General features: G+C 73.7%; 17 protein-coding genes. 6 read left to right on the top strand and 11 right to left on the bottom strand.

What is annotated here, in order from left to right:
- Window positions 1–181: 181 nt before the first annotated feature.
- The 7 genes from ACFRU2_RS39790 to ACFRU2_RS39760 all read right to left on the bottom strand — a co-directional run bounded on the left by ACFRU2_RS39790 (window position 182) and on the right by ACFRU2_RS39760 (window position 9,402).
- A complete protein-coding gene (locus ACFRU2_RS39790; protein WP_382981200.1) occupies window positions 182–1,003 on the bottom strand; it encodes an HpcH/HpaI aldolase/citrate lyase family protein in 822 nt (273 codons plus the stop codon).
- Window positions 1,000–2,226, bottom strand: a complete 1,227-nt coding sequence (locus tag ACFRU2_RS39785; RefSeq protein ID WP_382981199.1) for a CaiB/BaiF CoA transferase family protein — start codon at window positions 2,224–2,226, stop codon at window positions 1,000–1,002. The genes ACFRU2_RS39790 and ACFRU2_RS39785 overlap by 4 nt, the downstream gene beginning before the upstream one ends.
- Window positions 2,227–2,323: 97 nt before the next feature.
- Window positions 2,324–3,229, bottom strand: coding sequence for a ribokinase (rbsK, locus tag ACFRU2_RS39780; protein WP_382981198.1), 906 nt, complete (start codon window positions 3,227–3,229; stop codon window positions 2,324–2,326).
- Entirely contained in the window at window positions 3,226–5,151 is a 1,926-nt protein-coding gene (locus tag ACFRU2_RS39775; RefSeq protein ID WP_382981197.1) for an ADP-ribosylglycohydrolase family protein, read from the bottom strand. Before ACFRU2_RS39775 ends, rbsK begins: the two co-directional genes overlap by 4 nt.
- On the bottom strand, window positions 5,148–6,335 hold the full coding sequence (locus tag ACFRU2_RS39770; protein WP_382981195.1) for an ADP-ribosylglycohydrolase family protein: 1,188 nt from the start codon (window positions 6,333–6,335) through the stop codon (window positions 5,148–5,150). Before ACFRU2_RS39770 ends, ACFRU2_RS39775 begins: the two co-directional genes overlap by 4 nt.
- The gene (locus ACFRU2_RS39765) at window positions 6,332–7,846 is read right to left on the bottom strand and encodes an ADP-ribosylglycohydrolase family protein (protein ID WP_382981214.1); all 1,515 of its coding nucleotides are present in this window, start codon (window positions 7,844–7,846) and stop codon (window positions 6,332–6,334) included. The genes ACFRU2_RS39770 and ACFRU2_RS39765 overlap by 4 nt, the downstream gene beginning before the upstream one ends.
- 569 nt (window positions 7,847–8,415) lie before the next feature.
- Window positions 8,416–9,402, bottom strand: a complete 987-nt coding sequence (locus ACFRU2_RS39760; protein WP_382981194.1) for an ADP-ribosylglycohydrolase family protein — start codon at window positions 9,400–9,402, stop codon at window positions 8,416–8,418.
- 268 nt (window positions 9,403–9,670) lie between these two features.
- Between ACFRU2_RS39760 and ACFRU2_RS39755 the strand changes: the two genes are divergently transcribed.
- The 3 genes from ACFRU2_RS39755 to ACFRU2_RS39745 all read left to right on the top strand — a co-directional run bounded on the left by ACFRU2_RS39755 (window position 9,671) and on the right by ACFRU2_RS39745 (window position 16,774).
- Complete coding sequence (locus ACFRU2_RS39755) at window positions 9,671–10,402, top strand: VIT1/CCC1 transporter family protein (RefSeq protein ID WP_250743816.1); 732 nt, start codon at window positions 9,671–9,673, stop codon at window positions 10,400–10,402.
- Window positions 10,403–10,779: 377 nt separating this feature from the next.
- Entirely contained in the window at window positions 10,780–15,321 is a 4,542-nt protein-coding gene (gltB, locus tag ACFRU2_RS39750; RefSeq protein WP_382981212.1) for a glutamate synthase large subunit, read from the top strand.
- Window positions 15,314–16,774 carry a glutamate synthase subunit beta gene (locus ACFRU2_RS39745; RefSeq protein WP_382981193.1) on the top strand — a complete coding sequence of 487 codons (1,461 nt, stop codon included), beginning with the start codon at window positions 15,314–15,316 and terminating at the stop codon, window positions 16,772–16,774. Before gltB ends, ACFRU2_RS39745 begins: the two co-directional genes overlap by 8 nt.
- Before the next feature lie 317 nt (window positions 16,775–17,091).
- On the opposite strand, the gene ACFRU2_RS39740 is transcribed toward ACFRU2_RS39745, so the two are convergent.
- Window positions 17,092–17,874 (bottom strand): GntR family transcriptional regulator, encoded by a 783-nt coding sequence (locus tag ACFRU2_RS39740; RefSeq protein ID WP_382981192.1) that lies wholly within the window; start codon window positions 17,872–17,874, stop codon window positions 17,092–17,094.
- On the bottom strand, window positions 17,871–18,419 hold the full coding sequence (locus ACFRU2_RS39735) for a GntR family transcriptional regulator (protein ID WP_382981191.1): 549 nt from the start codon (window positions 18,417–18,419) through the stop codon (window positions 17,871–17,873). The genes ACFRU2_RS39740 and ACFRU2_RS39735 overlap by 4 nt, the downstream gene beginning before the upstream one ends.
- A gap of 148 nt (window positions 18,420–18,567) precedes the next feature.
- Here ACFRU2_RS39735 and ACFRU2_RS39730 point away from each other — a divergent pair, with 148 nt between their 5' ends.
- Complete coding sequence (locus ACFRU2_RS39730) at window positions 18,568–18,957, top strand: ATP-binding protein (protein ID WP_382981190.1); 390 nt, start codon at window positions 18,568–18,570, stop codon at window positions 18,955–18,957.
- 161 nt (window positions 18,958–19,118) lie between these two features.
- Here ACFRU2_RS39730 and ACFRU2_RS39725 read toward each other — a convergent pair whose 3' ends face one another.
- A complete protein-coding gene (locus tag ACFRU2_RS39725; protein ID WP_382981188.1) occupies window positions 19,119–19,460 on the bottom strand; it encodes a DUF1330 domain-containing protein in 342 nt (113 codons plus the stop codon).
- 283 nt (window positions 19,461–19,743) lie between these two features.
- Here ACFRU2_RS39725 and ACFRU2_RS39720 point away from each other — a divergent pair, with 283 nt between their 5' ends.
- Window positions 19,744–22,314, top strand: coding sequence for a molybdopterin-dependent oxidoreductase (locus ACFRU2_RS39720; RefSeq protein WP_382981187.1), 2,571 nt, complete (start codon window positions 19,744–19,746; stop codon window positions 22,312–22,314).
- Entirely contained in the window at window positions 22,311–23,273 is a 963-nt protein-coding gene (locus ACFRU2_RS39715; RefSeq protein ID WP_382981186.1) for an FAD binding domain-containing protein, read from the top strand. Before ACFRU2_RS39720 ends, ACFRU2_RS39715 begins: the two co-directional genes overlap by 4 nt.
- Window positions 23,274–23,303: 30 nt before the next feature.
- On the opposite strand, the gene ACFRU2_RS39710 is transcribed toward ACFRU2_RS39715, so the two are convergent.
- Window positions 23,304–24,284, bottom strand: coding sequence for a GlxA family transcriptional regulator (locus ACFRU2_RS39710; RefSeq protein WP_382981185.1), 981 nt, complete (start codon window positions 24,282–24,284; stop codon window positions 23,304–23,306).
- Between the last annotated feature and the right edge of the window lie 79 nt (window positions 24,285–24,363).

The raw sequence follows: 24,363 nt of genomic DNA, 5'->3' as shown, positions 1-24,363 counted from the left end.
AAGGAAGGAGGAAAAAAAAGAAACGCCCCCAGGAAAAAAAAACCCCCTCCTCCTTTTCCTGGCAAAGGGGGGGGCCCCCCCCCCCCCCCCCCCCCCCCCCCTCCCGTTTGCCGGTCACCGGCGCGGCAGCCGCGTGATCACCCCGCGCAGCAGACGGACGTACGGACTACGGCTTCGTTGATCAGGAGAGCACCGGCGCGTCCCGGCGGGACAGGGCCACGATCCGCTCCGCGCCCGCCAGCATCGCCGGGTCGACGAAACGGCCGTCGGGCAGGGCCACCGCGCCCGGGGTGCGGCGGGCCGCGGCCACGATCTCCTCGGCGGCGCTGACCTCCGCCGGGCCGGGCAGGTAGGCCCGCTCGATCACCGGGAGCTGGCGCGGATGGATCGCCGCACGGCCCAGGAAGCCGAGGGCGCGGCCCCGGGCGCAGGAGGCCGCCAGTGCCTCCAGGTTCCGGATGTCGGGGAACACCGACTGGGCCGGCGGCGCGAGCCCGGCCGCGCGGGCCGCGACCACCACCCGGGAGCGCGGCCAGTCCAGGCCCGACTCCGCGCTGACGCCCAGGTCGGCCCGCAGGTCGGCCTCGCCCAGGGACAGGCCGCGCAGGGCGGGGTGCGCGCGGGCGATCTCGTAGGCCCGTTCCACGCCGATCGCCGACTCCAGCAGGGCGTACAGGGCCACCCCGGGGGTGCGGTCGGCGGTGGAGACGATCTGCTCCGGAGAGGAGATCTTGGGCAGGCGCAGACCGGCGAGCCCGTGGAGCCCGCCGAGGGCGCTGAGGTCGGCGACGCCCCACGGGGAATCCAGCGCGTTGACGCGGACGTGGACCGGCACCGGGTGCCGGTCGCCGAGCAGCTCGGCGGTGGCGCCGCGGGCGTACTCCTTGCGGGAGGCCGACACCGCGTCCTCCAGGTCCACGATGACGGCGTCGGCCCCGGCGTGCAGGGCCTTGAACACCACCTCGGGCCGGTCGCCGGGTACGTAGAGCCAGGTCAGGATCACAGGGCCCCCTCCGTGCGGAGAGCAGTGATCTCGGCCGGGGAGAGGCCGAGTTCGGTGAGGACGGCATCGGTGTCGGCGCCGTGCGGACGGCCCGCCCAGCGGATGGAGCCCGGGGTCTCCGAGAGCCGGAAGAGGACGTTCTGCATGCGGATCGGGCCCAGCTCCGGATCCTCGACCTCGGTGATCGTGTCCAGGGCCGCGTACTGCGGATCGGCCATGACGTCCCGTACGTCGTAGACCAGCGCAACGGCGGCCTCGGCCTCCTCGAAGGCGGCCGTCACCTCGTCCGCCTTGTGGCGGGCGATCCAGCCGCCGACCGCCTCGTCGAGCACGTCCGCGTGACCGGCCCGGCCGGACCCCGACGCGAACCAGGGCTCGGAGATCAGCTCCGGCCGGCCCACGAGCCGCATCACGCGCTCGGCGATGGACTGGGCGGAGGTGGAGACCGCCAGCCAGCGGCCGTCCAGACTGCGGTACGTATTGCGGGGCGCGTTGTTCGTGGAACGGTTGCCCGTGCGCGGCTGGACGTAGCCGAGCTGGTCGTACCAGAGCGGGTGCGGCCCGAGGACGGTCAGGATCGGCTCGATGATCGCCAGGTCCACCACCTGCCCGTGCCCGGTGCGGTCGCGCCCGGCGAGCGCCGCCATCACGGCGTACGCGGTGGTCAGCGCGGCGATCGAGTCCGCGAGCCCGAAGGGCGGCAGGGTCGGCGGCCCCTCCGGCTCCCCGGTGATCGCCGCGAAGCCGCTCATCGCCTCCGCGAGGGTGCCGAAGCCGGGACGGTGGGCGTACGGGCCCTCCTGGCCGAAGGCCGTCACGCGGGTCAGGATCAGCCGCGGGTTCGCGGCGGACAGCTCGGGCCAGCCCAGACCCCAGCGCTCCAGGGTTCCCGGGCGGAAGTTCTCGATCACCACGTCGGCGGTGGCGACCAGGCGCAGCAGGGTGTCCCGGCCGCCGGGAGCGGACAGATCGAGGGTCATCGTCCGCTTGTTGCGGCCGAGCAGTTTCCACCAGAGGCCGATGCCGTCCTTGGCGGGGCCGTGGCCGCGGGAGGGGTCGGGGCGGGTCGGGTGCTCGACCTTGACGACCTCGGCGCCGAAGTCGCCGAGGAGGGTGGCGGCGAGGGGACCGGCGAAGAGGGTGGCGAGGTCGAGGACGCGGAGTCCGCGCAGGGGCGGTTGGGTGGCGGACGGTTCGGTGGCGGACGGGGCGTCGGTACTCACGAGGCGGCTCCGGCAGAGGGGTGCGGCCCGGGGGCGGAGGCGCGGCCCTGGCCGCCGGATCCGGAGCCGGTTCGGGGTGCGGCGAGGGGCTCGGTCATCAGCGGACACCCTGTCCGGCCGCGAACGCGACGACCTCGGCACGGGTCGGCATCGAGTCCTGGGCGCCGGGGCGCTGCACGGACAGGGCGGCGGCACACGAAGCCCAGTCGAGGGCGCTGCGCATCGGCCGGCCCTCGCCCAGGGCCACGGCGAGCGCGCCGACGAAGGTGTCTCCGGCGGCGGTGGTGTCCACGGCCCGCACCCGAGGCGCGGGCACGGCCAGCGGCTCGCGGCCGCGGGCGGCGTACAGGACCCCGGCGGCGCCGAGGGTGACGACCACCTCCGGCACGTCCTGGAGCAGGGCCGCCGCTGCCAGGTGGACGTCGGTGAGCCCGGTGAGCGCGGCGGCCTCGTGCTCGTTGGGCACCAACAGATCGGTGGCGGCGAGGAGTTCGGCCGGCAGCGGTTGGGCGGGGGCCGGAGTGAGGATGGTCCGCACGCCGTGGGCGCGGGCGACGAGGGCGCCGGCGAGCACGGCCTCAAGGGGCAGTTCGAGCTGGAGGAGCAGGGAGTCCGCGGCGCCGATGCGGGCGGCGTCGCCCGGTTCCAGGGAGGTGACGAGGGCGTTGGCGCCGGGGATGACGATGATGCTGTTGCCCCCCTCGTCGTCCACGGTGATGTGCGCGGTGCCGCTGGCGCCCTCGACGGTGCGCAGGGCCGCCGTCCCGACCCCGGCGCCGGCGAGCGCGGAACGCAGCCGTACGCCGAACTCGTCGGCCCCGACCGCCCCGATCATCACCACCTCCGCGCCCGAACGGGCGGCGGCGACGGCCTGGTTGGCGCCCTTTCCGCCGGGGACGGTGCGGAAGGCGCGGCCGGTGACGGTCTCCCCGAGGCGGGGGGCCTTGGCCACGTAGGCGACGAGGTCCATGTTGGTACTGCCGAGCACGGCGATGGCCGTCATGAGCGGGCTGCCTCCTGTGCGGTGAGGTGGGCGAGGGTGTCGAAGCCGATGCCGTCGAAGCCGGGGACGGTGGTGGCGAGGCGGTTCTTCAGCGGGGCGGTCCAGCGGTGCGGGATGGCCTCGGGGGACCCGGCGACCAGCCCGGCGAGGGCGCCCGCGGTGGCGCCGTTGGAATCGGTGTCCCAGCCGCCGGACACGGCGCGGCAGACGGAGTGGGTGAAGTCCCCGTCGGCGTGGGTGAGGGCGGCGGCGATCACGGCGGAGTTGGGCACGGCGTGGACCCAGTGGTAGTGGCCGTAGCGGGCGTGGAGCAGGTCCACGACGGTATCGAAGCCGGTGTCGGTGGCGCGTGCGTCCACGGCCGTCCGGATGCCGAAGCGGATGGCCTCGGCGAGGCGGGAACGCGGCGGTACGACGGCCAGCCCGGCCCGCAGCGCGGTGTGCACGTCGGCCCGGCCGGTGGCCGCCGCGGCGGTGGCGGCGGCCACGAACGCGGCGGCGTGGGCGCCGTTGCCGGTGTGGGTGAGGGCGGCGTCCCGGTGCGCCTGGGCCGCGGCGGCGGCCGGGTCGCCCGGGTTGGTCCAGCCGTGGACGTCGGCGCGGATGAGGGCGCCGATCCACTCGCGGAAGGGGTTGTGGTGGGTGGCCGTGGCGGGCGGCTCCAGCCCCTGGAGCAGGTTCCGGTACGCGACGCGCTCGGCCGTGAACGTACGGCCGGCCGGGAGCTCGTCGAGCCAGAGCCGGCCGACGTCGGCGGTGGTGAACCCCTTGCCGTGGCGCTGGAGGAGGAGCAGGCCGAGGAGGGGGTAGTTGAGGTCGTCGTCCTCGGGGGTGCCGTCGATGTTCTCGGCGAGGGAGGTGGGTGCGGAGCGGCGGTTCCAGGGGTGGGCGGCGAGGACCTCCGGTGGTACGCCGCGTTCGGTGAACCAGTCGGCCAGGGGCCAGTTCCCGGCGGCCCGGGCCAGGGCCCGGATCCCGTGCAGGGGCAGCTTCTCCACGGGCTTGCCGAGCACGCACCCCACGGCGCGCCCGAGCCATGCGGCCTCCAGCCTGCGGCGCAGGGCGGGGTCGCCTCCGGCGTCGGTGTCCTGGGGGGCCGGGCTTGCGGAGTCGAGCCCGTGCGTCGGCCGGGAGCCGGGCCGGGCTTCTGTTCCGGCCCGCGGTCCGGACCCGGGGTTGGGGCCGGGGGCTCCGGTGGGGGAGGGTTCCCCCACCCCGCCCCTTCCCGAAACCAGGGGCAGGCCCCTGGACCCCGGGGTGCCGGGGGTGGCCCACGGGGCCTGTTCCGAGTCGGAGGTGGGGTGCGGGAGGGCCGCCAGGGCCGTCAGGAGGTCGGTCGCCAGGGCGCGGAGCTCCGGCGGGGCCGGGGTGGGGGAGGCGCCCGCCCGGGCGGGGGCGAGGTGGCCGCCCGCGGCGAGCCAGACGCGCAGCAGCGGCTCCGCGGCCTCCCCGCGACCGTCCTCGGCGGCCTGCCGGAACTCGTGCCCGACCAGATCCTCGGGCTGCACCCAGGTGAGCCGGACGGCCTCGCCCTTGGCCCCGGCCCCGGCCCCGACCTCGCCCCCGACCTCGCCCCGGGCCCCGCCCCCGGCCTCGGTCTGGGTCTCGGCCCCGGGCTCGGCCCGGGTTCCGGCCTCGGTGTGCGGCGGCGTGAGGTCGGGGTCCAGGGGCTTGCCCCTGGTTTCGGGAAGGGGCGGGGTGGGGGAACCCTCGTCCCCGGCCCGGGCAGGGGCGCCGGACCCCGCTCCCGGGGCCCCGTGGGGGGCCGGAGCCGGGCCGCGGGCCTCCGGGCCGTGCAGGGGCGAGCGCGTGGCCCGGGCAGGGGGGCCGGACCCCGCTCCCGTGGCTCCGGGAGTGCCCGGGGTCGGGCGCGGGGCCCGGGCCGGGGACGCCGGCGGGGGTGCCGGCCGGGGCGGGGTCATCGGGGGGCCGTCAGGGTGGCGAAGGCGGCTTCGTGGGTGTGGCGGCGGGCTCGGTCGCGGGCGAAGACCTCGCGGGTGACCGAGGCCAGGGCCGCCGCCGGTGCGTGCAGGTCCAGGCGGCTGGCCTCCGCGACCCGGTCCGCCCAGGCGGGCGGGACCGCCGCCCCGCCCGACAGGGCGCCCGCGATCGCACCGGCCATGGTCGCGATGGAGTCGCAGTCGCGGCCGTAGTTGACCGCGCCGAGCACGGAGGTCTCGTAGCAGCCGTCGGCGACGAGCAACATGCCCAGCGCCACCGGGAGTTCCTCGATGGAGTGCAGGCGCGAGGGGCGCCGTGCGCCCAGGGACGGCGCGCGGTAGTCCGGGCCGACCGAGTCGTACGGGGCGACCGCGGCCCGGAGGGGGGCCAGCGCCGACTCGAAGTCCCGGTGGCGGGCGGCCACTTCGCAGACCGCCGCGATGGCCGCGCGGGTGCCGTCCTTGGCCAGGGAGAGGGCCGTGTCGACGACCGAGGCCGCCGTCGCACCGGGCACGCACGCCGCGGCCACCGCCGCCGCGAAGACGCCCGCCGCCTCCCGTCCGTACGAGGACTGGTGCGCGCCGGTGACGTCCAGCGCCTCCGCGTACGCCCCGGCCGGATGGCCGGCGTTGACGAGGCCGACCGGCGCCATGTACATCGCCGCGCCGCAGTTGACGATGTTGCCGTTGCCCGCCTCCCGCGGGTCCGCGTGCGCGTAGTGCAGCCGGGTCACGATCCACTTCTCGGCGAGGAAGATCCGCTGGAGGGGGAGGGCGTCCGCCTCCAGTTCCGGGATCCAGCGGGGGGTCGTCATCAGGTCCGGGACCAGGTGCTCGGCGATCGCGTACGCGTCCAGGTGGTCCCGTACGGCCTCGTAGACGCGGACCAGCGCGTGCGTCATCAGGGTGTCGTCGGTGACGTGGCCGTCGCCCTTGTGGTACGGGGCGATCGGACGCGCCGTACGCCAGTCCTCGTGCCACGGGCCGACGATGCCGCGCACCCGGCCGCCGTGCCGCTCCACGATCTGTTCCGGGGTCCAGCCCTCCACCGGGCCGCCGAGCGCGTCGCCGACGGCCGCGCCGACGAGGGCGCCGGTGATCCGGTCGTCGAGGGTGGGGGAGGAGGTGGTGCCGGGGGCGGCGTCCACGGGGGTCAGGGTCGTCATGTCCGGGGCTTTCCTTGGGGCTTGGGTGAGGTGAGTTCCGTACGGGTGAGCAGTGCGGCCAGTTCGACGAGGTCGGTGCCCGCCAGGCGGGGGAGGGCGCAGCCGGAGAGGGTGCGGCACGCTTCGCGCCAGGCGGCGGGGAGCGAGTCGCCGCCGCCGAGTGCGCCGGTCAGCGCACCGGCGAGGGCAGGGGCGGAGTCCGCGACGCGCGACAGGCAGGCCGCGGCCGGGACCGCCTCGCCGACCCGGCCGCGGGCGGCGGTGGCGAGGGCGAGGGCCACGGGGACGGTTTCCGCGGCGGCGATCCCGTAGCTGTAGACGTGGTCGACGATCTGGTGTTCCAGGAGCGGGACGATGGCGAAGGCTCCGCCGGTCGTCTCGGCGCGGGCGAGTTTCACCGCGTGCCGGGCGTTGCGGCCGATCTCGGTGGACTCCGGGAGCTGCGCGAGGGCGGCGTCGACGGCGGCGTCGGTGTCGGAGGCGGTGCAGGTTCCGGTGCTCGCGAGGGCGGTGGCGATGGCGGCGGCCATGGCGCGGGCGCCGTGGACCCCGTCCCCGTCCTGGGTGTAGCGGGCGTCGAACTCGGCGAGGTCGGCGGCGGCGTCGGGATCCCCGGGATGCACGACGGCGAGGACGCAGGCCCGGATGCAGGCGGCGTCGTCGAAGTAGTGCGGGTTGTCGTGGCCGGTGGCGGGCGGACGCAGGCCGGCGGCGAGGTTGCCGAGGCCTGCGCGGACGGAGATCCGGGCGCGGAGCGGGAGGACGGCGGACTCCACCTCGGGCGCGCGTTCCGCTGCTGCGGCGACCTCGCTGGCCAGGGCGTTCCAGGCGAGGTCGATGGCGGCGCGCATGCGGCGGGACCGGGAGAGGTCGCTGAGCAGCACGCCGGCGGCGGTGAGCACGGACTCGGCGGCGAAGGCCGCCCACTCGGCGTCGTCGGAGGGGCCGAGGCGGAGCGGTTCCGGGGGCTGGTTGAGGGCGATGGGGACGGGGAGGGTGGTGGTGGCGTTCTGCTCCGCGAAGGTGTCGAGCTCGCGGGTGAGGCGGCGGGTCCACTCGGGCATGCGGCTGGCCCGGTGGCGGGCCGCGGGCCACCCGGCGGCGTCGCCCGCGGCGAGCCCGAGGAGCAGCCCCTCGATCCGGCGGGGCCCCGTCGGGGGCTGGGCGGGGGTGGGCGCGGGCTCGGCGATGGCCGTTGCCGTTGCCGTTGCCGTTGCGGTACGGGGCCGCGCGTGCGGGGTGACGGAGCCCGGGGCCGTGCCCGTACGGGGCTGCGCGTCCTGCGGCCCGGCCGTAGCCGCTGCCGCTGCCGGGCACGGCGCGGCGGCGAGCGCCCCGGCGGTGCCCTCGGCCGGAGCGGTACGGGCTTGCGGGCCGCCCGCGGTACCGGCCCCGGGGGGCGTCAAGGCCTCCGGCGGGGTGGCGCGGGGCTGCCCGGTGCCGCTCGCCGGGGTGTCCCGGGGGGAGGCGCTCCCGTTCGGGTGCGGGGTTCCGCGGCCGGGGGCGGCCACCGCATCGGCGGTACGGGCCTGCGTGCGCGGCGGGGCGTCGCCCCCGGCGGGGGCCGGCTCCGGGGCGGGGGGACTCTCCCCGTACCCGCCCCTTCCCGAAACCGGGGGCAGGCCCCCGGGCCCCCGGACCGGCGCGGCCGGGGCCGTGGCCTCCGCGGGGGTGGGGGTGGCGTCGGCCCGGGCTGCGGGCCCTGGTGCGGCGTCGGTCCGTGCTGCGGGGGTGGGGGCGGTGTTGCCCAGTGCTGCGGGCCCTGGTGCGGCGTGGCCCCGTACCGCGGTCGTGGTGCGGAGGAACTCGGGGACCGGCGTGCCGGTGGTCCCGGCCGCGGGGGTGGGTGCGGCGTCGGCCCGCGCTGCGGGAGCGGGAGCTGGGGCGGTGTTGCCCCGTACCACGGGCCCTGATGCGGCGTGGCCTCGTACCGCGGACGCGGACGCAGGCTCGGTGGCGTGGGTCGGGGGCCGCTCGGGCGTGGAGTCGTCCTGGGCGGCCGGGGCGGTCGGGTGGGTGGCTTCCGGGGTGTCCGGCTGCGGGGGCCGGTCCGTGGGGGAGGGAGTGGTGGGGGTCAGGGTCATCGGGGGGTCTCGGTTTCCGGGGTGAGGAGGTCCGCGATGTCCAGGACGTGGTAGCCGCGCATCGAGGGGAGGCAGCTTCCGCGGACCGGGCCGATCGCCGAGGACCAGGCGGCCGGGATGGCGGGGGCGCCGGACAGCGCTCCGGCGAGCGCGCCCGCCACGGCCGCCGTGGTGTCCGCGTCGCGGCCCATGTTGACCGCCATGAGGACGGAGGAGGGGAAGTCGCCGCGGCACGCGGCGAACGCGCCGAAGGCCAGGCCGACCGCTTCCGGGGCCAGGTCCGTCCACGGGTAGCCGCCGATGACCACCGCCGAGCGGACCGCCCGTTCGCCGCGCGGGGCGGCCGTCACGGCCCGGCGCAGGGACCGGGCCGTCCAGGAGTCCGAGGGGATGACGGAGAGGGCCGCCGAGACGACGGAGGCCGCGGAGCCTCCGGCCATCGCCGCGGCGACCCCGGCGGCGACGGCCTGGCCGCCGTAGATGCCCTCGCCGTCGTGGCTGACGCAGCCGTCGATGGCGACCAGCCGGGCGGCTTCGGCGGGCCGGCCCGCCGCGAAGACCCCGAAGGGGGCCGCCCGCATGGCCAGACCGTCCGACCAGGCGTGCCGGTGCTGGGCGGAGATGGGGGCCGCCAGGCCCCGGCGGAGGTTCTCCAGGGTGCCGCGTTCCGAGAAGCCCGCTCCGCGGAACGGGCCTTCGTCCAGGTCCGCGATCCAGTGGTGCCACGCCCGTTCGACGTGGGCGACCGTCAGCGCCGATCCGTGGCGGGCCAGCAGCAGGCCCGAGAAGATCGCGTACTCCGTATCGTCCGTGCCCGCCGGGTCGTCCGAGACGAAGCCCTCGATCCGGCCCCACTTGGCCCGGATCTCCGACGGCTTCATGTTCTCCGCGGGGGCGCCCAGCGCGTCACCCACCGCGAGTCCGAGAAGAGCGCCCCGGGCCCGTTCGAGGAGGACCTGCGGATTGCATGCAATCAGCTCCATGGCGCGCCTCTCCACTTGATGGGACTCATATTGAGCCCTTGGGGGATTTGTGCCATGGCATGTGGTTTGTCGCTCGTCGCGAAACACCCGCCGCGGGTCGCCGTCACCCGGTCGCCGAGCCCCAAAACCCCAGGTAAGTACGGCCTTCCTTGCTGGCGGAGGGCAAAAATCGTGCGTAGTTTCGAGGTGTTCAGGGGGAGTGGGTGTCCGCGCGTCGTCCATGGCACAGCTCTGTGCACCCACTCGTGCAAAAGGGGAGATAGTCGGCATGTCCATCATTGATATCGAAGCGCCGCTCCACACCGCCCACCGCGACAACCACACCCACCGTGACGTCAACGGCGGATGGCTGCGCCCGGCGGTCTTCGGCGCGATGGACGGACTCGTCTCCAACCTCGCCCTGATGACCGGCGTGGCCGGCGGCGCCGTCGCCCCGCACGTCGTCGTGGTCACCGGCCTGGCCGGCCTCGCCGCAGGCGCCTTCTCCATGGCGGCGGGGGAGTACACCTCGGTCGCCTCGCAGCGCGAGCTCGTGCTCGCCGAACTGGACATAGAGCGCCAGCAGTTGCGCAAGCACCCCATCGACGAGATGGAAGAGCTGGCCGAGCTGTACGTGTCGCGCGGCGTCGAGCCGGCGCTGGCCCGCGAGGTGGCCATGCAGCTGTCCCGCGACCCGGAGCAGGCGCTCGAGATCCACGCCCGCGAGGAGCTCGGGATCGACCCGGACGACCTGCCGTCGCCGATGGTCGCGGCCGTGTCCTCCTTCGGGTCCTTCGCGCTCGGCGCGGTGATCCCGCTGCTGCCCTACCTGCTCGGCGCGACGCTCCTGTGGCCCGCGGTGCTGGCGGCGCTGGTGGGCCTCTTCGCCTGCGGCGCGGTGGTTTCCCGGGTCACGGCCCGGTCCTGGTGGTACAGCGGACTGCGTCAGCTCGTCCTGGGTGGCGCGGCCGCGGGTGTGACGTACATCCTGGGAACCTGGATCGGCGGAGCCGTAGGCTGACCGCGCAGGGAGTGAGACACTATGCAGTAGGCAACATAAGTAGTTGGTTACTCGGCGGTTTCGAATCCGTGTCCGCCGGGCACAGACCCCCTGGGCGCCGGGCAATGAGGCCCGCCCCGCACCGGGACCTTCGTCCCGTGTCCCGATGGCAGGACACCTGCGAAAGTCCCCTCTTATCTGCTCCGTGCAGTGTCCGCATGCTGGAATGACATATCCGCTTCGCGGGATTGTCGTCATCATGTAATCTGCACGAAATTTCGCAGAGGGCCAACGTCGTCCCTCGGCTATGCACATATGCCACGACGACGACGGGAGAGCCGATGCGTTCCGCATCCACGCACTCCGCGACCGGCCTCAGCAACACCGCCTGGTCGCCCATGGACGGTCGCCCCGCCCAGCAGGGCATGTACGACCCGCGCAACGAGCACGACGCCTGTGGCGTCGGCTTTGTGGCCAACCTCACCGGCGAGGCCAGCCACACGCTGGTCGAGCAGGCGCTGACCGTATTGCGGAACCTCGAGCACCGAGGCGCCACCGGATCCGAGCCCGACTCGGGCGACGGCGCCGGCATCCTCTCCCAGGTCCCGGACGCGTTCCTGCGCGAGGTGGCCGGTTTCGACCTTCCCGAGGCCGGCGCGTACGCCGTCGGCATCGCCTTCCTCCCCGCCGACGGCACCGCACAGGCCGTCGCCGTGGAGCAGATCGAGGCCATCGCCGCCGAGGAGAACCTGACGGTTCTCGGCTGGCGCGAGGTTCCGGTCACCCCCGACCTGCTCGGCAACGGCGCCCGCGCCACCATGCCGGCCTTCTCGCAGCTGTTCGTCAGCAACGGGACCACGGGCATCGAGCTGGACCGCAAGGCCTTCGTGCTGCGCAAGCGCGCCGAGCGCGAGGCCGGGGTCTACTTCCCGTCGCTCTCCGCCCGCACGATCGTCTACAAGGGCATGCTGACCACCGGCCAGCTGGAGCCCTTCTTCCCGGACCTCTCCGACCGCCGCTTCGCCTCCGCGATCGCGCTGGTCCACTCCCGGTTCTCGACGAACACCTTCCCGTCGTGGCCGCTGGCCCACCCGTACCGCTTCGTCGCGCACAACGGCGAGATCAACACGGTCAAGGGCAACCGGAACTGGATGCGGGCCCGCGAGTCCCAGCTGGCCTCCGGCCTCTTCGGCGAGGGCGCCCTCGAGCGCATCTTCCCGATCTGCACCCCGGACGCCTCCGACTCGGCCTCCTTCGACGAGGTCCTGGAGCTGCTCCACCTCGGCGGCCGGTCCCTCCCGCACAGCGTGCTGATGATGATCCCGGAGGCGTGGGAGAACCACACCTCCATGTCGCCGGCCCGCCGCGCGTTCTACAAGTACCACTCCACGCAGATGGAGCCGTGGGACGGCCCCGCCTGCGTCACCTTCACCGACGGCACCCAGGTCGGCGCGGTCCTCGACCGCAACGGTCTGCGCCCCGGCCGCTACTGGGTCACCGACGACGACTTCGTCGTGCTCTCCTCCGAGGTCGGCGTCCTGGACATCGACCCGGCCAAGGTCGTCCGCAAGGGCCGCCTGCAGCCCGGCAAGATGTTCCTCGTCGACACCGCCCAGAAGCGGATCATCGAAGACGACGAGATCAAGGACGCGCTGGCCGCCGAGCACCCGTACGCCGAATGGCTGGAGACGGGCGAGATCGAGCTGACGGACCTGCCCGAGCGTGAGCACATCGTGCACACCCACGCCTCGGTCACCCGCCGCCAGCAGACCTTCGGCTACACCGAGGAAGAGCTCCGCGTCATCCTCGCGCCGATGGCCCGTACCGCCGGCGAGCCCCTCGGCTCCATGGGTACGGACTCCCCGATCGCGGCCCTGTCCGAGCGCCCCCGGCTGCTCTTCGACTACTTCACCCAGCTCTTCGCGCAGGTCACCAACCCGCCGCTGGACGCCATCCGCGAGGAGCTCGTCACCTCGCTGCTGTCCTCGCTCGGCCCGCAGGGCAACCTGCTGGAGCCGACCGCCGCGTCCTGCCGCAGCGTCACGCTGCCGTTCCCGGTGATCGACAACGACGAGCTGGCCAAGCTCATCCACGTCAACGCCGACGGCGACATGCCGGGCATGAAGGCCGCCACCCTCTCGGGCCTGTACCGGGTCTCGGGCGGCGGCGCGGCACTGGCCGCCCGCCTCGAGGAGATCCGCGGCGAGGTCGACGCGGCCATCGAGAACGGCGCGCACCTGATCGTCCTCTCGGACCGTCACTCCGACGCCGAACACGCGCCGATCCCGTCGCTGCTGCTCACCTCCGCCGTGCACCACCACCTCATCGCCACCAAGCAGCGCACCCAGGTGGGTCTGCTGGTCGAGGCCGGCGACGTCCGCGAGGTCCACCACGTCGCGCTGCTCATCGGCTACGGTGCCGCGGCCGTCAACCCGTACCTGGCCATGGAGTCCGTCGAGGACCTCCTGCGCGCCGGTACCTTCCTGTCCGGCCTGGAGCCGGAGCAGGCCATCAAGAACCTGATCTACGCGCTCGGCAAGGGCGTCCTGAAGGTCATGTCCAAGATGGGCATCTCCACCGTCGCCTCCTACCGCGGCGCGCAGGTCTTCGAGGCCGTCGGCCTGAACGAGGAGTTCGTCGCCGCGTACTTCGCGGGCACCGCCACCAAGATCGGCGGCGCCGGCCTGGACGTCATCGCCAAGGAGGTGGCCGCGCGCCACACCAAGGCGTACCCGGCCTCCGGCATCGCGGCCACGCACCGCGCGCTGGAGATCGGCGGCGAGTACCAGTGGCGCCGCGAGGGCGAGCCGCACCTGTTCGACCCGGACACGGTCTTCCGCCTGCAGCACGCCACGCGCAACCGCCGGTACGACATCTTCAAGCAGTACACGGACCGGGTGAACGAGCAGTCCGAGCGCCTGATGACGCTCCGCGGCCTGTTCGGCTTCAAGACGGAAGACCGTCCGTCGATCTCCATCGACGAGGTCGAGTCGGTCGCCGACATCGTCAAGCGCTTCTCCACCGGCGCCATGTCGTACGGCTCCATCTCCAAGGAGGCGCACGAGACCCTCGCCATCGCCATGAACCAGTTGGGCGCCAAGTCCAACACCGGTGAGGGCGGCGAGGACCCGGACCGCCTGTACGACCCGGCGCGCCGCTCCTCCATCAAGCAGGTCGCCTCCGGCCGCTTCGGTGTCACGAGCGAGTACCTGGTCAACGCGGACGACATCCAGATCAAGATGGCGCAGGGTGCCAAGCCCGGCGAGGGCGGCCAGCTGCCCGGCCACAAGGTCTACCCGTGGGTCGCCAAGACGCGTCACTCCACCCCGGGCGTCGGCCTGATCTCCCCGCCGCCGCACCACGACATCTACTCCATCGAGGACCTGGCTCAGCTGATCCACGACCTCAAGAACGCCAACCCGGTCGCCCGCATCCACGTGAAGCTGGTCTCCGAGGTCGGCGTGGGTACGGTCGCCGCGGGTGTCTCCAAGGCCCACGCGGACGTCGTCCTCATCTCCGGCCACGACGGCGGTACGGGTGCCTCCCCGCTCACCTCGCTGAAGCACGCGGGCGGTCCCTGGGAGCTCGGCCTCGCCGAGACCCAGCAGACCCTGCTGCTCAACGGGCTGCGCGACCGCATCGTGGTCCAGACGGACGGCCAGCTCAAGACCGGCCGCGACGTCATCATCGCCGCGCTGCTCGGCGCCGAGGAGTTCGGTTTCGCGACCGCGCCGCTCGTCGTCTCCGGCTGCGTCATGATGCGCGTCTGCCACCTGGACACCTGCCCGGTCGGCATCGCCACCCAGAACCCGGTCCTGCGCGACCGCTTCTCCGGCAAGCCCGAGTTCGTCGTCAACTTCTTCGAGTTCATCGCGGAGGAGGTGCGCGAGCTCCTCGCCGAGCTGGGCTTCCGCACGATCGAGGAGGCCGTCGGCCACGCCGAGCTCCTCGACACCAGCAAGGCCGTCACGCACTGGAAGGCGCAGGGTCTCGACCTGGAGCCGCTCTTCTACGTGCCGGAGCTGCCCGAGGGCGCGGTCCGCCACGCCGTGATCGAGCAGGACCACGGTCTGGAGAAGGCGCTCGACAACGAGCTCATCCGCCTCGCCGCGGACGCGCTGAACGCCGACTCGGCCGAGACCGCACAGCCGGTCCGCGCCCAGGTCGCGATCCGCAACATCAACCGCACGGTCGGCACCATGCTCGGCCACGAGGTCACGAAGAAGTTCGGTGGCGCGGGCCTGCCCGACAACACCATCGACCTGACCTTCACCGGTTCCGCCGGCCAGTCCTTCGGCGCCTTCCTGCCGAAGGGCGTGACCCTCCGCCTGGAGGGCGACGCCAACGACTACGTCGGCAAGGGCCTCTCCGGCGGCCGTGTCGTGGTCCGTCCGGACCGCGGCGCCGACCACCTGGCCGAGTACTCGACCATCGCGGGCAACACGATCGGCTACGGCGCCACCGGCGGCGAGCTGTTCCTGCGCGGCCGCACCGGCGAGCGCTTCTGCGTCCGCAACTCCGGCGCCCTGGTCGTCTCGGAAGGCGTGGGCGACCACGGCTGCGAGTACATGACCGGCGGCACGGCGGTCGTCCTCGGCGAGACGGGCCGCAACTTCGCGGCGGGCATGTCGGGCGGCGTCGCGTACGTCATCGACCTCGACCCGAACAACGTCAACGTCGGCAACACGGGCGCGGTCGAGGCCCTCTCCGACGCGGATGCCCAGTGGCTGCACGATGTGGTGCGCCGCCACGAGGAGGAGACCGGCTCGACCGTGGCCGCGAAGCTCCTGGCTGACTGGACCGCCTCGGCGGCCCGCTTCAGCAAGATCATCCCGACCACGTACAAGGCAGTGCTCGCCGCCAAGGACGCCGCTGAGCTCGCCGGACTCTCCGAGTCCGAGACCACGGAGAAGATGATGGAGGCGGCGACCAATGGCTGACCCGAAGGGCTTCCTCACCACCCCGCGCGAGACCGCCTGCACCCGTCCTGTGGCCGAGCGCCTCAAGGACTGGAACGAGGTCTACGTTCCGGGCTCGCTGCTGCCGATCATCAGCAAGCAGGCCGGCCGCTGCATGGACTGCGGCATCCCGTTCTGCCACAACGGCTGCCCGCTCGGGAACCTGATCCCCGAGTGGAACGACTTCGCGTACCGCGAGGACTGGACCGCCGCCTCCGAGCGGCTGCACGCGACGAACAACTTCCCGGAGTTCACCGGGCGGCTGTGCCCGGCGCCGTGCGAGTCCGCCTGCGTGCTCGGCATCAACCAGCCGGCCGTCACCATCAAGAACGTCGAAGTCTCGATCATCGACAAGGCGTGGGACAACGGCGACGTCACCCCGCAGGCGCCCGAGCGCCTGTCGGGCAAGACGGCCGCGGTCATCGGCTCCGGCCCGGCGGGTCTCGCCGCGGCCCAGCAGCTGACCCGGGCCGGGCACACCGTGGTGGTGTACGAGCGCGCCGACCGCATCGGCGGGCTGCTGCGCTACGGCATCCCCGAGTTCAAGATGGAGAAGGTGCACATCAACCGCCGCATCGAGCAGATGCGCGCGGAGGGCACCAAGTTCCGTACCGGCGTCGAGGTCGGCCGCGACGTCACCGCCACCGACCTGCGCAAGCGGTTCGACGCGGTGGTCATCGCGGCGGGCGCGACCGTCTCCCGCGACCTGCCGGTCCCGGGCCGCGACCTCAAGGGCATCCACTTCGCGATGGAGTACCTGCCCCTCGCGAACAAGGTCCAGGAGGGCGACTTCATGGCGCCCCCCATCACGGCCGAGGGCAAGCACGTGGTCGTCATCGGCGGCGGCGACACCGGCGCGGACTGCGTGGGCACCGCCCACCGCCAGGGCGCGGCCTCGGTCACGCAGCTGGAGATCATGCCGCGTCCGTCCGAGGACCGGCCCGCGGGCCAGCCCTGGCCGACGTTCCCCATGCTGTACAAGGTCACCTCTGCTCACGAGGAGGGCGGCGAGCGGATCTACTCCGTCTCCACCACCCACTTCGAGGGCGACGAGGACGGCAACGTCCAGGCCCTCCACCTGGTCGAGGTCGCCTTCGAAGACGGCAAGCTCGTCCAGAAGCCCGGCACCGAGCGCGTCCTCCCCGCGCAGCTGGTCACCCTGGCGATGGGCTTCACCGGCACCGACCAGGAGAACGGCCTCACGGCCCAGTTCGGCCTGGCGATGGACGCCCGCGGCAACATCGAGCGCGACGCCTCCTACGCGACCAACGTCGACGGCGTCTTCGTCGCCGGCGACGCCGGCCGCGGCCAGTCGCTGATCGTCTGGGCCATCGCGGAAGGCCGCTCGGCCGCCCGCGGCGTGGACCGCTTCCTGACCGGCACCAGCGCCCTCCCGTACCCGGTCAAGCCGACGGACCGCTCGATCACCGTCTGACCCGTCTGACCCCGCAGTACCCCCGGCTCCGGCCGGGACCCCTCATACGGTCCGTACAACGAAGTACGGCACTCGACACAACGCCCGCCACGACTCCTTCTGGACGCCGTGCTCGCGCACCGCTCGGCCGCAGGCGGCCTCCCGGGCTTCGCCCGGCTGCGCCGGCCTCCGGCCGTCGGGTGGTCATTGAGGCCCAGCAGTACCCCCGGCTCCGGCCGGGACCCCTCATACGGTCCGTACAACGAAGTACGGCACTCGACACAACGCCCGCCACGTCCCCGACCAGGGGTGGCGGGCGTTGTGGCGTTTCGGGGTGGTCAGGCTTCGGGGGCGAACTCGTACTGGAGCTCGTACAGATGGCCGGCCTTCACCATCACGGTGACCTCGATCGGTCGCCCGTCCTCGCCGTACACCGTACGGAGGGTCCGCAGGACGGGCAGGTCGCCGGGCAGTCGCAGAGCGGTGTACTGCTCCTGCGTCGCGACCCGGGCGGAGAGCCGGTCCACGCTGCGGAGGGGTGCGAAGCCGAGCTCCGTCAGCAGGGTCGGAGTGCCGCCCCGGATCCGGCGGGGCTCCGCGAGTGCCGTGCCGCGTGCGAGCTCCGGCGGGTAGTACGAGCTCACCAGCTCGGCGGGTTCGTCCTCGATGGTGATCAGCTGGCGCCTGCACACGGCCGGGCTGCCCGCCGGGAGGCCGAGCGCGGCAGCGACATCACCGACGACGGGCACCTCTTCCACTGCCAGCAGGGTGCTGTGCGCAGGGCGGGCCGGTTCCGATGCTTCGGCGAGCCACGGGTAGGCCGCCCCATCCATGGCCGGAGAGAGGGAGCCGGCCGGGCGAACGGTCCGCTGCCGGGTGTCCCGTACGGTCACTGCCGCGCCCGCACGGCCCAGGGCCAGTCCCTCGTCCTTGAGGAGCTGGACGGCCTTCTGGATCGTTGCGTTGGAAGCGTCGAACCGGGATTTCAGCCGCGAGGTCGAAGGCAGCTTCGATCCCGGTGCGAGGTCGCCGCTCATGATCTCGTCCCGCAGGTCGGCGGCGATGCGGGCGTGGAGCGGACGGGGGTCGGAGCCCGCGGTTTCGGAACTGGACAGGGTCATGCGACCTCGATGTCGATCTCGTACCGCAACTGCTGGCGTGCGGCAGGCATGACCATCACGTCGGCCTGGATCGGTCGGCCTGCCGAGTCGTAAGTCGTACGGGCGAGTTGGAGGACCGGCTCGACCGGCCCGAGTCGCAGGTGCTCCTGCTCCTCGGGGCCGGGCATCCGCGCCGTCACGTTCTCGACGGCGCGTGCGCCGATGTGTCCGAGCCTTGCCAGCAGGGTCACTGCGCCGCCTCGGATCTTCGCCGTTCCGGCCAGAGGGGTGCCCGCGGCGATGTCGGCAGGGTAGTAGGTGTCCGTCAATTCGGTTGGTTCGCCGTCGAGTTCGATGATCCGGCGGCGGGCGACGACGGTCTCCCCGGTCGGGAGGCCGAGCATCCCGGCGACTTCGGTCGGTGCGTCGACCTCGCCGGCGTGCAGGATGCGTTGCGCGCCGCGGCGACCCGCGGCTTCGGCCTCGGCGGTCCAGGCGTCCGAGCTGCCGGTGGCTCGAGGGGTCAGGTACGGCATCGACGTGCTGGTCCATCCGCTGCCGCTCACGCTGCCTCCTGAGTGTCTGTCGCTCTGCCAGTCCCCACGTTAAGCGACACCTCTGTGCTATCCCAGCCTCGCAAACCTTGCTGCTTTTCGCGAATAGCGATACGTTCTGTATGGCCTTGGAAGCTCAGCGTTAAGGCGGTGGGGTGCTATGTCCTTGTCCCGGCAGCAGCGGTTCCCTCGGGCCCGTGCCTCGGTGCGCGCGGCCCGTCAGTTCGTAGGCGACACGCTTGGTGAGTGGGGTGTGTCCGAGCGACGGGGCGACATACGGCTCTGTGTCTCCGAGCTCGCCACGAACGCAGTTCTTCACGGGGTCCCGCTGGGGCGGGAGTTCTCCGTGCGTCTGGAGTGGGAAGGCGGGATCGTGACGGTCGAGGTGCGCGACAGCGGTCCGGGTCGCCCCGTCGTGAAGCAGCCCGACCTCGGTGCCCGGTGCGGCCGGGGGCTTTGGCTGGTGGAGGAGCTCGCGGACGAATTCCAGATCCGTGACGAGCGGGTGGGCAAGACGGTCTGGGCCGGGTTCAAGCTGGCCGCGGGCTGAGGTGGGTGACGGTTGACACAACGCCCGCCACGTCCCCGACCAGGGGTGGCGGGCGTTGTGGCGTTTCGGGGTGGTCAGGCTTCGGGGGTGAACTCGTACTGGAGCTCGTACAGATGGCCGGCCTTCACCATCACGGTGCGGCTATGGGTCGAACGGCTCGATCAGCCGGTTTCTGCTCGGAGCTTGCGAGCTCGTTCGGCTGGGTCGTAGTTCGGGCCGACACCCTCGATCAGCAGGAGATCGCCTTCGATGTGGTCGGTGCGCAGGCGCAGGATGGCCCGGTAGGCCGGAGAGTCGTACCAGGCACGGGCTTCGGCAAGGCCGGGGAACTCGATCAGCACCATGCTGCCGGGCCAGCTGCCCTCTACGACTTCGGTCGGCGGACCGTGGATGACGAAGCGGCCCGCGAAGGGGGCGAGGGTCGCCTGGATGCGCTCCAGGTACTCGATGACGTCGGAGTGGTTCCGGCGGCTGCGGAGATGGGCGAAGCCGTAAGCGGGCACCACGGGGCTCCTTCGTTCCGGGGGTGAGCGATGACCGCGAACCTAGTCGAGGTCGGCTGGGCGTTGCGATTACCCCCGAGGTAACGGCCGGGAGGTCGAGGTGCGGGGGAGTGCGGCTCACGATGCCTCCTCGGTATCCACCGGTCTGCCGGTCTGCCGGCCGACACGTCCCGCTGAGTGGGTGTGCCGGGCTGCGGGGTGGGTGGGGGCGGGTTATCAAGGGGGTGAAGGCGAGCCCGGGTGGTGTGGGGGTCGTCGCCCCCACCGTTGAGGAGTGCGTCTCGTGGAGTTCGAGATCAATGGCGTCCCGTGCGCGGTGGACGTGGACGGTGATCCGGCCGCCGTGGAGGTGGTGCGCGAGCAGTTGGGGCTGACCGGCACCAAGCTGGTGTGCGCCGGCGGGGTGTGCGGGGCCTGCACGATCCAGGTCGACGGTGAGCCGCGGGTGGCCTGTCTGACGCCGGCGGTCCGGCTCGGCGGGCGGCGGGTGACCACGGTCGAAGGGCTGGCCGGTCACCCGGTCGGGCGTGCCTTCGCCGGTGAGGATGGGCTCCAGTGCGGTTACTGCACGCCCGGGTTCGTGGTCGAGGCGGCCGCGTTCTTCGAGAGGTGGCGGGCCGCGCACGGGCGGAGCAGGCCGGGGCGGGAGGAGATCGCGGAGGCGCTGGCGGGTCACCTGTGCCGGTGCGGCGCCTACGAGGGGATCTTCGGCGCCGTGGCGGCCGCCTGCGCGGGGGAGTACGAGACGGACGGGGAGGCGCGGGGGCCCGTTCCGCGCGCCGAGGCACCCGAGAAGGTCGACGGGTCGGCCCGGTACACCACCGATCAGCGGCCCGAGGGGCTGCTGGAGGGCGTGATCATCCGGTCGCCGCACGCGCATGCGTACGTACGGTCCCTGGAGGCCGGGGATGTCGCGCTGGTGCCGTTGCTGCCCCCCGACGGCGTGGTGCGGTACGTCGGGCAGCCCGTGGCGGCGGTCGCCGCGGCGGACCGGGCCTCCGCGCGGGCGGCCGCCGAGCGGGTCACCGTGGAGTACGAGGTGCTGCCGGCCGCCCTCGACGTGAGCCGGTCGCGGGCCGGCGAGGGGCCGCTGGTCTACGAGGACAAGGCGGCGCGGAAGCTGGCGCCCGGGTCGGGCGAGGCTCCGCAGCTGACGCCCGCCCGCTGGAGCGGCAACCGGCGTGGCCCGTCCGCCATGAGCCGGCGGCCCGCCACGGCCGTGCGCCGGATCACGGAGGCCCGCAAGAACAGTCCCGAGCGGGTGGTCGAGGGGCTGTTCACGACCGCCGCCCAGACCCACACCCCGCTCGAACCGCACGCCTGCCTGGCGGAGTGGGTCGACGGCACCCTCCACCTGGAGGTGTCCACGCAGTCGGTGAAGCAGGTGGCCGTACGCGCCGCCGAGCGCTTCGGCGTGCCCCTCGACCGGGTGGTGGCCCGGGCCGTCCACGTGGGCGGCGGCTTCGGCTGCAAGATGGGGCTGACCTCCGACGTGGTCGCCGCGGTGGAGCTGGCCCGGCTGCACGGCGCCCCGGTGCGGGTGGTGCTGGACCGGGACGAGGAGCTCACCGACGGCGGGTACCGGCCCGGCACCCGGATCCGGCTGGCGATGACCGCGGACGCCTCCGGGGAGCTGAGCGCGCTGGCCATGGACGCGGAAACCGACGGCGGGGTCTCGGTGGGCGGCACCGTCGCGGCGCTGGCCCGGTTCATGTACGGCAAGGCCCCGCGCCGGCTACGGGACTTCGACAACGTCACCCACCGGCCGCCGGGCGCGCCCTTCCGAGGCCCGGGCGGGCCCACGATGTGCTGGGCCCTGGAACAGGCCGTCGACGAGATGGCCCACCGGCTGGGAGAGGATCCGATCGCCCTGCGGCGCCGCTGGGACGGCAACCCGAAACGGCATGCGCTGTACGACCTGGCCGCGGCCCTTCCGGCCTGGTCGGGCACCCGCGGCGGCACCGGACGCTTCCGCCGGGGCGTCGGCGTCGCGGCGGCCAACTGGCTGTACTTCCTCGACCCCGCCACCGAGGTCGAGCTCACCGTCGAGGACGGGATCGTCGTCGCCCGCTGCGCCGTGCAGGACATGGGCACGGGCGCGCGCACCGTACTGCGCCGGGCCGTCGCCGAAGGACTCGGCGTGCCGGAGGACAGGGTGCGGGCCGAGGTCGGGCACAGCGACGCCGTCCACGGCCCCACCTCCGGCGGCAGCCGCACCACGCCGTCGATCGTGCCCGCCGCCGTGGACGCCGCCGAACGGCTGCGCGACGCGCTCGGCGCCGGTGACGGCGACGTGGCCTCCCGGTTGGGCCTCGCGCAGGGCGTACGGGTCACCGGCCGGCGCCGCCGCGACCACCGGGGTTTCGTGACCCCCCTCAATCTGACCATGGGAGGCGTGGCCATCGGCCGCGGCTTCACCGGATCGGTGCAGGTCGCCGAGGTGGAGGTGGACACCCGGCTCGGCCGGATCCGGCCGCTGCGGGTGTGGAGCGGCATCGCCGCGGGCCGCATCCACGAGGAGCGGCTCGCCCGCAGCCAGTGCGAGGGCGCCGTCGTCCAGGGCGTCGGCTACGCCCTGTTCGAGGAGCGGCGCACCGACCCGGCCACGGGCCGGGTGCTGACCGACAACCTGGAGGACTACCGCATCCCCGGCATCGGAGACACCCCCGAGATCACCGTCCACTTCCACCAGGAGGGCTTCGCGCACGTCCCCGGCGGCGGAGTCGGCCTCGGGGAGATCGCCACCCTGCCCACCGCGGCCTGCCTCGCCAACGCGGTCCGCGATGCGACCGGCTGGCGCCCGTACGACATGCCCATCCGCCCCGACCGGCTCCTGGAAGGCCTGGCCACGTGAGCACCGAGCCCACCCTCACCGACCTCTCGGCCGCCGTCCTGGCGCGCGGCGGGGAGCTGCGCGCCGGCGGCACCGACACCACCGCCCGGCAGCGCTCGGGCATCGCCCCGGGCCCGTTCACCGACCTCGACGCCGCGGGCAGCCTGCGCGGCTGTACGCCGCTGCCCGGCGGCGGGCTGCGGATCGGCGCCCTGACCACGCTCGCCGCGCTGGCCACCGATCCGCGGGTGGGCTCCGGCTGGCCCGCCCTGGCGGTGTCCGCCGGGACCGCGGCGACCCCGCAGATCCGCGCCGCCGGCACCCTGGGCGGCAATCTGCTCCAGCGCAACCGCTGCTGGTACTACCGCAACCCGCACTTCAGCTGCCTCCAGAAGGGCGGCTCCGGCTGCCCCGCGCGCGAGGGGGACCACCACTTCGGCGTGGTCAGCGGCGACGGCCCCTGCGTCGCCCCGCACCCGTCGACCCTCGCGATGGCCCTGCTCACCTACGACGCCGGGGCCGAGGTCCACGGTGAATCACCCCGCACGGTGGCCGAGTTGTACGGGGACGGCGACCGGCTCCACCGGGCCGACCACCTGCTGGCACCGGACCGCATCCTCACCGCGGTCCTGCTGCCGCCGCCCCTGCCCGGCGAACGGGCCGCCTGCCACCGGGCCACCAGTCGCGCCCACGGCGAATGGCCCCTGGTCGAGGCCACCGCCCGGCTCGCGCTCGACGGCGCGACGGTCACGCACGCCGCCGTCGCGGCGGGCGGCGTGGCGCGGGTTCCGCTGCGGCTTCCGGAGGTGGAGGCCGCCCTGATCGGCCGGGAGGCCACCCCCGAGGTCCTTGCGGAAGCGGCCGCGACGGTGCTCGCCCGCTGCCGGCCGCTGCCGCAGACCGGCTACAAGACCACGCTGTTCCGCGACACCGTACTGGAGGTACTGGAGCGGGCCGCGGACCCCGCTGCGGCCGGATAAGGGGCGTCTTGCCGATCGGGCCGGGCTCGCCTACGGCTGCCGTGCCCGTGCCGTGGCCCGGTAGACGGTCGGCGTGGAGCCCGTGCGGCGGACCAGGTGGGCGCGGAGGGAGTCGGCCGTGCCGAGGCCGCTGCGCGCGGCGACCTGGTCCATCGGGAGGGTGGTCGTCTCCAGGATCTCGCGGGCCCGGTGCAGGCGCTGGTGCAGGAGCCACTGCAGGGGGCTGAGACCCGTTTCCGAGCGGAAGCGGCGGGTCAGGGTGCGCACGCTCAGGCCCGCGTGCCGGGCCAGATCGGCCAGCGCGGTCGGCTCGTGCAGGCGGGCCAGGGCCCAGGCGCGGGTCGCGGCGAGGGAGGTGCCGCGGTCGGCCGGGAGCGGGGTCTCGATGAACTGGGCCTGGCCGCCCGGCCGCACGGGGGCCGCGACCACCAGGCGGGCGGTGCCGTTCGCGACGGCGGCCCCGTAGTCGCAGCGCACCATGTGCAGGCACAGGTCGATCCCCGCGGAGAGCCCCGCCGAGGTCAGCACCCCGGCGTCCTCGACGAACAGCACGCCCGGCACGAGGTCGACCCCGGGGAAGCGCTCCCTGAACTCCTCCGACATGCTCCAGAACGTCGTGGCGCGGCGGGAGTCGAGGAGACCGGCCTGGGCGAGGACGAACGCGCCCGTGCAGATGGACGCGATGCGCCGGCCCTGCGCGGCGGCGGCCCGCAAGGCGTCCAGTACGCGCGGGTCGGCGCTGACCCGGGCGCCCGTGCCCGTCACGATCACCGTGTCGGCCCGCTCGATCGCCTCCAGGCCGTGGCGTACGACGATGTCGATGCCGATCGCAGCGGGGACGACGCCGGGGGTGGGCGTGCAGACCGTCACCTCGTAGGCCGGGTCCTCCCCGATCCGCGTCGCGCCGAAGACCAACTCCGGGATCGACAGGTCGAAGGTGGTCACCGGGGGGACCGCGATGACCGTCACGCGGTGCGGGCGGTGCGGGCGGTGCGCGGGAGGAGTCGTCATGGCTCGAATCTCCGGATGGCTGGCATTCAGGCCACTACTGTACGGCGCCGCACCGAGCGAGGGTTGATCCATCGCGTGA

Origin of the sequence: Streptomyces sp. NPDC056883 (assembly GCF_042788835.1) — a bacterium.
Classification (GTDB): Bacteria; Actinomycetota; Actinomycetes; order Streptomycetales; family Streptomycetaceae; genus Streptomyces; species Streptomyces stoeckheimensis.
The sequence above is the reverse complement of the archived record's forward strand: the minus strand, read 5'-3'. Positions and strand labels throughout refer to the sequence as shown.

Excerpts from the sequence above, each read along its gene's own strand:
- rbsK (WP_382981198.1), bottom strand. The coding sequence starts at position 3,229 with ATGACGGCCATCGCCGTGCTCGGCAGTACCAACATGGACCTCGTCGCC.
- ACFRU2_RS39775 (WP_382981197.1), bottom strand. The coding sequence starts at position 5,151 with ATGACCCCGCCCCGGCCGGCACCCCCGCCGGCGTCCCCGGCCCGGGCC.
- ACFRU2_RS39770 (WP_382981195.1), bottom strand. The coding sequence starts at position 6,335 with ATGACGACCCTGACCCCCGTGGACGCCGCCCCCGGCACCACCTCCTCC.
- ACFRU2_RS39760 (WP_382981194.1), bottom strand. The coding sequence starts at position 9,402 with ATGGAGCTGATTGCATGCAATCCGCAGGTCCTCCTCGAACGGGCCCGG.
- ACFRU2_RS39755 (WP_250743816.1), top strand. The coding sequence starts at position 9,671 with ATGTCCATCATTGATATCGAAGCGCCGCTCCACACCGCCCACCGCGAC.
- gltB (WP_382981212.1), top strand. The coding sequence starts at position 10,780 with ATGGACGGTCGCCCCGCCCAGCAGGGCATGTACGACCCGCGCAACGAG.
- ACFRU2_RS39745 (WP_382981193.1), top strand. The coding sequence starts at position 15,314 with ATGGCTGACCCGAAGGGCTTCCTCACCACCCCGCGCGAGACCGCCTGC.
- ACFRU2_RS39740 (WP_382981192.1), bottom strand. The coding sequence starts at position 17,874 with ATGACCCTGTCCAGTTCCGAAACCGCGGGCTCCGACCCCCGTCCGCTC.
- ACFRU2_RS39730 (WP_382981190.1), top strand. The coding sequence starts at position 18,568 with ATGTCCTTGTCCCGGCAGCAGCGGTTCCCTCGGGCCCGTGCCTCGGTG.
- ACFRU2_RS39710 (WP_382981185.1), bottom strand. The coding sequence starts at position 24,284 with ATGACGACTCCTCCCGCGCACCGCCCGCACCGCCCGCACCGCGTGACG.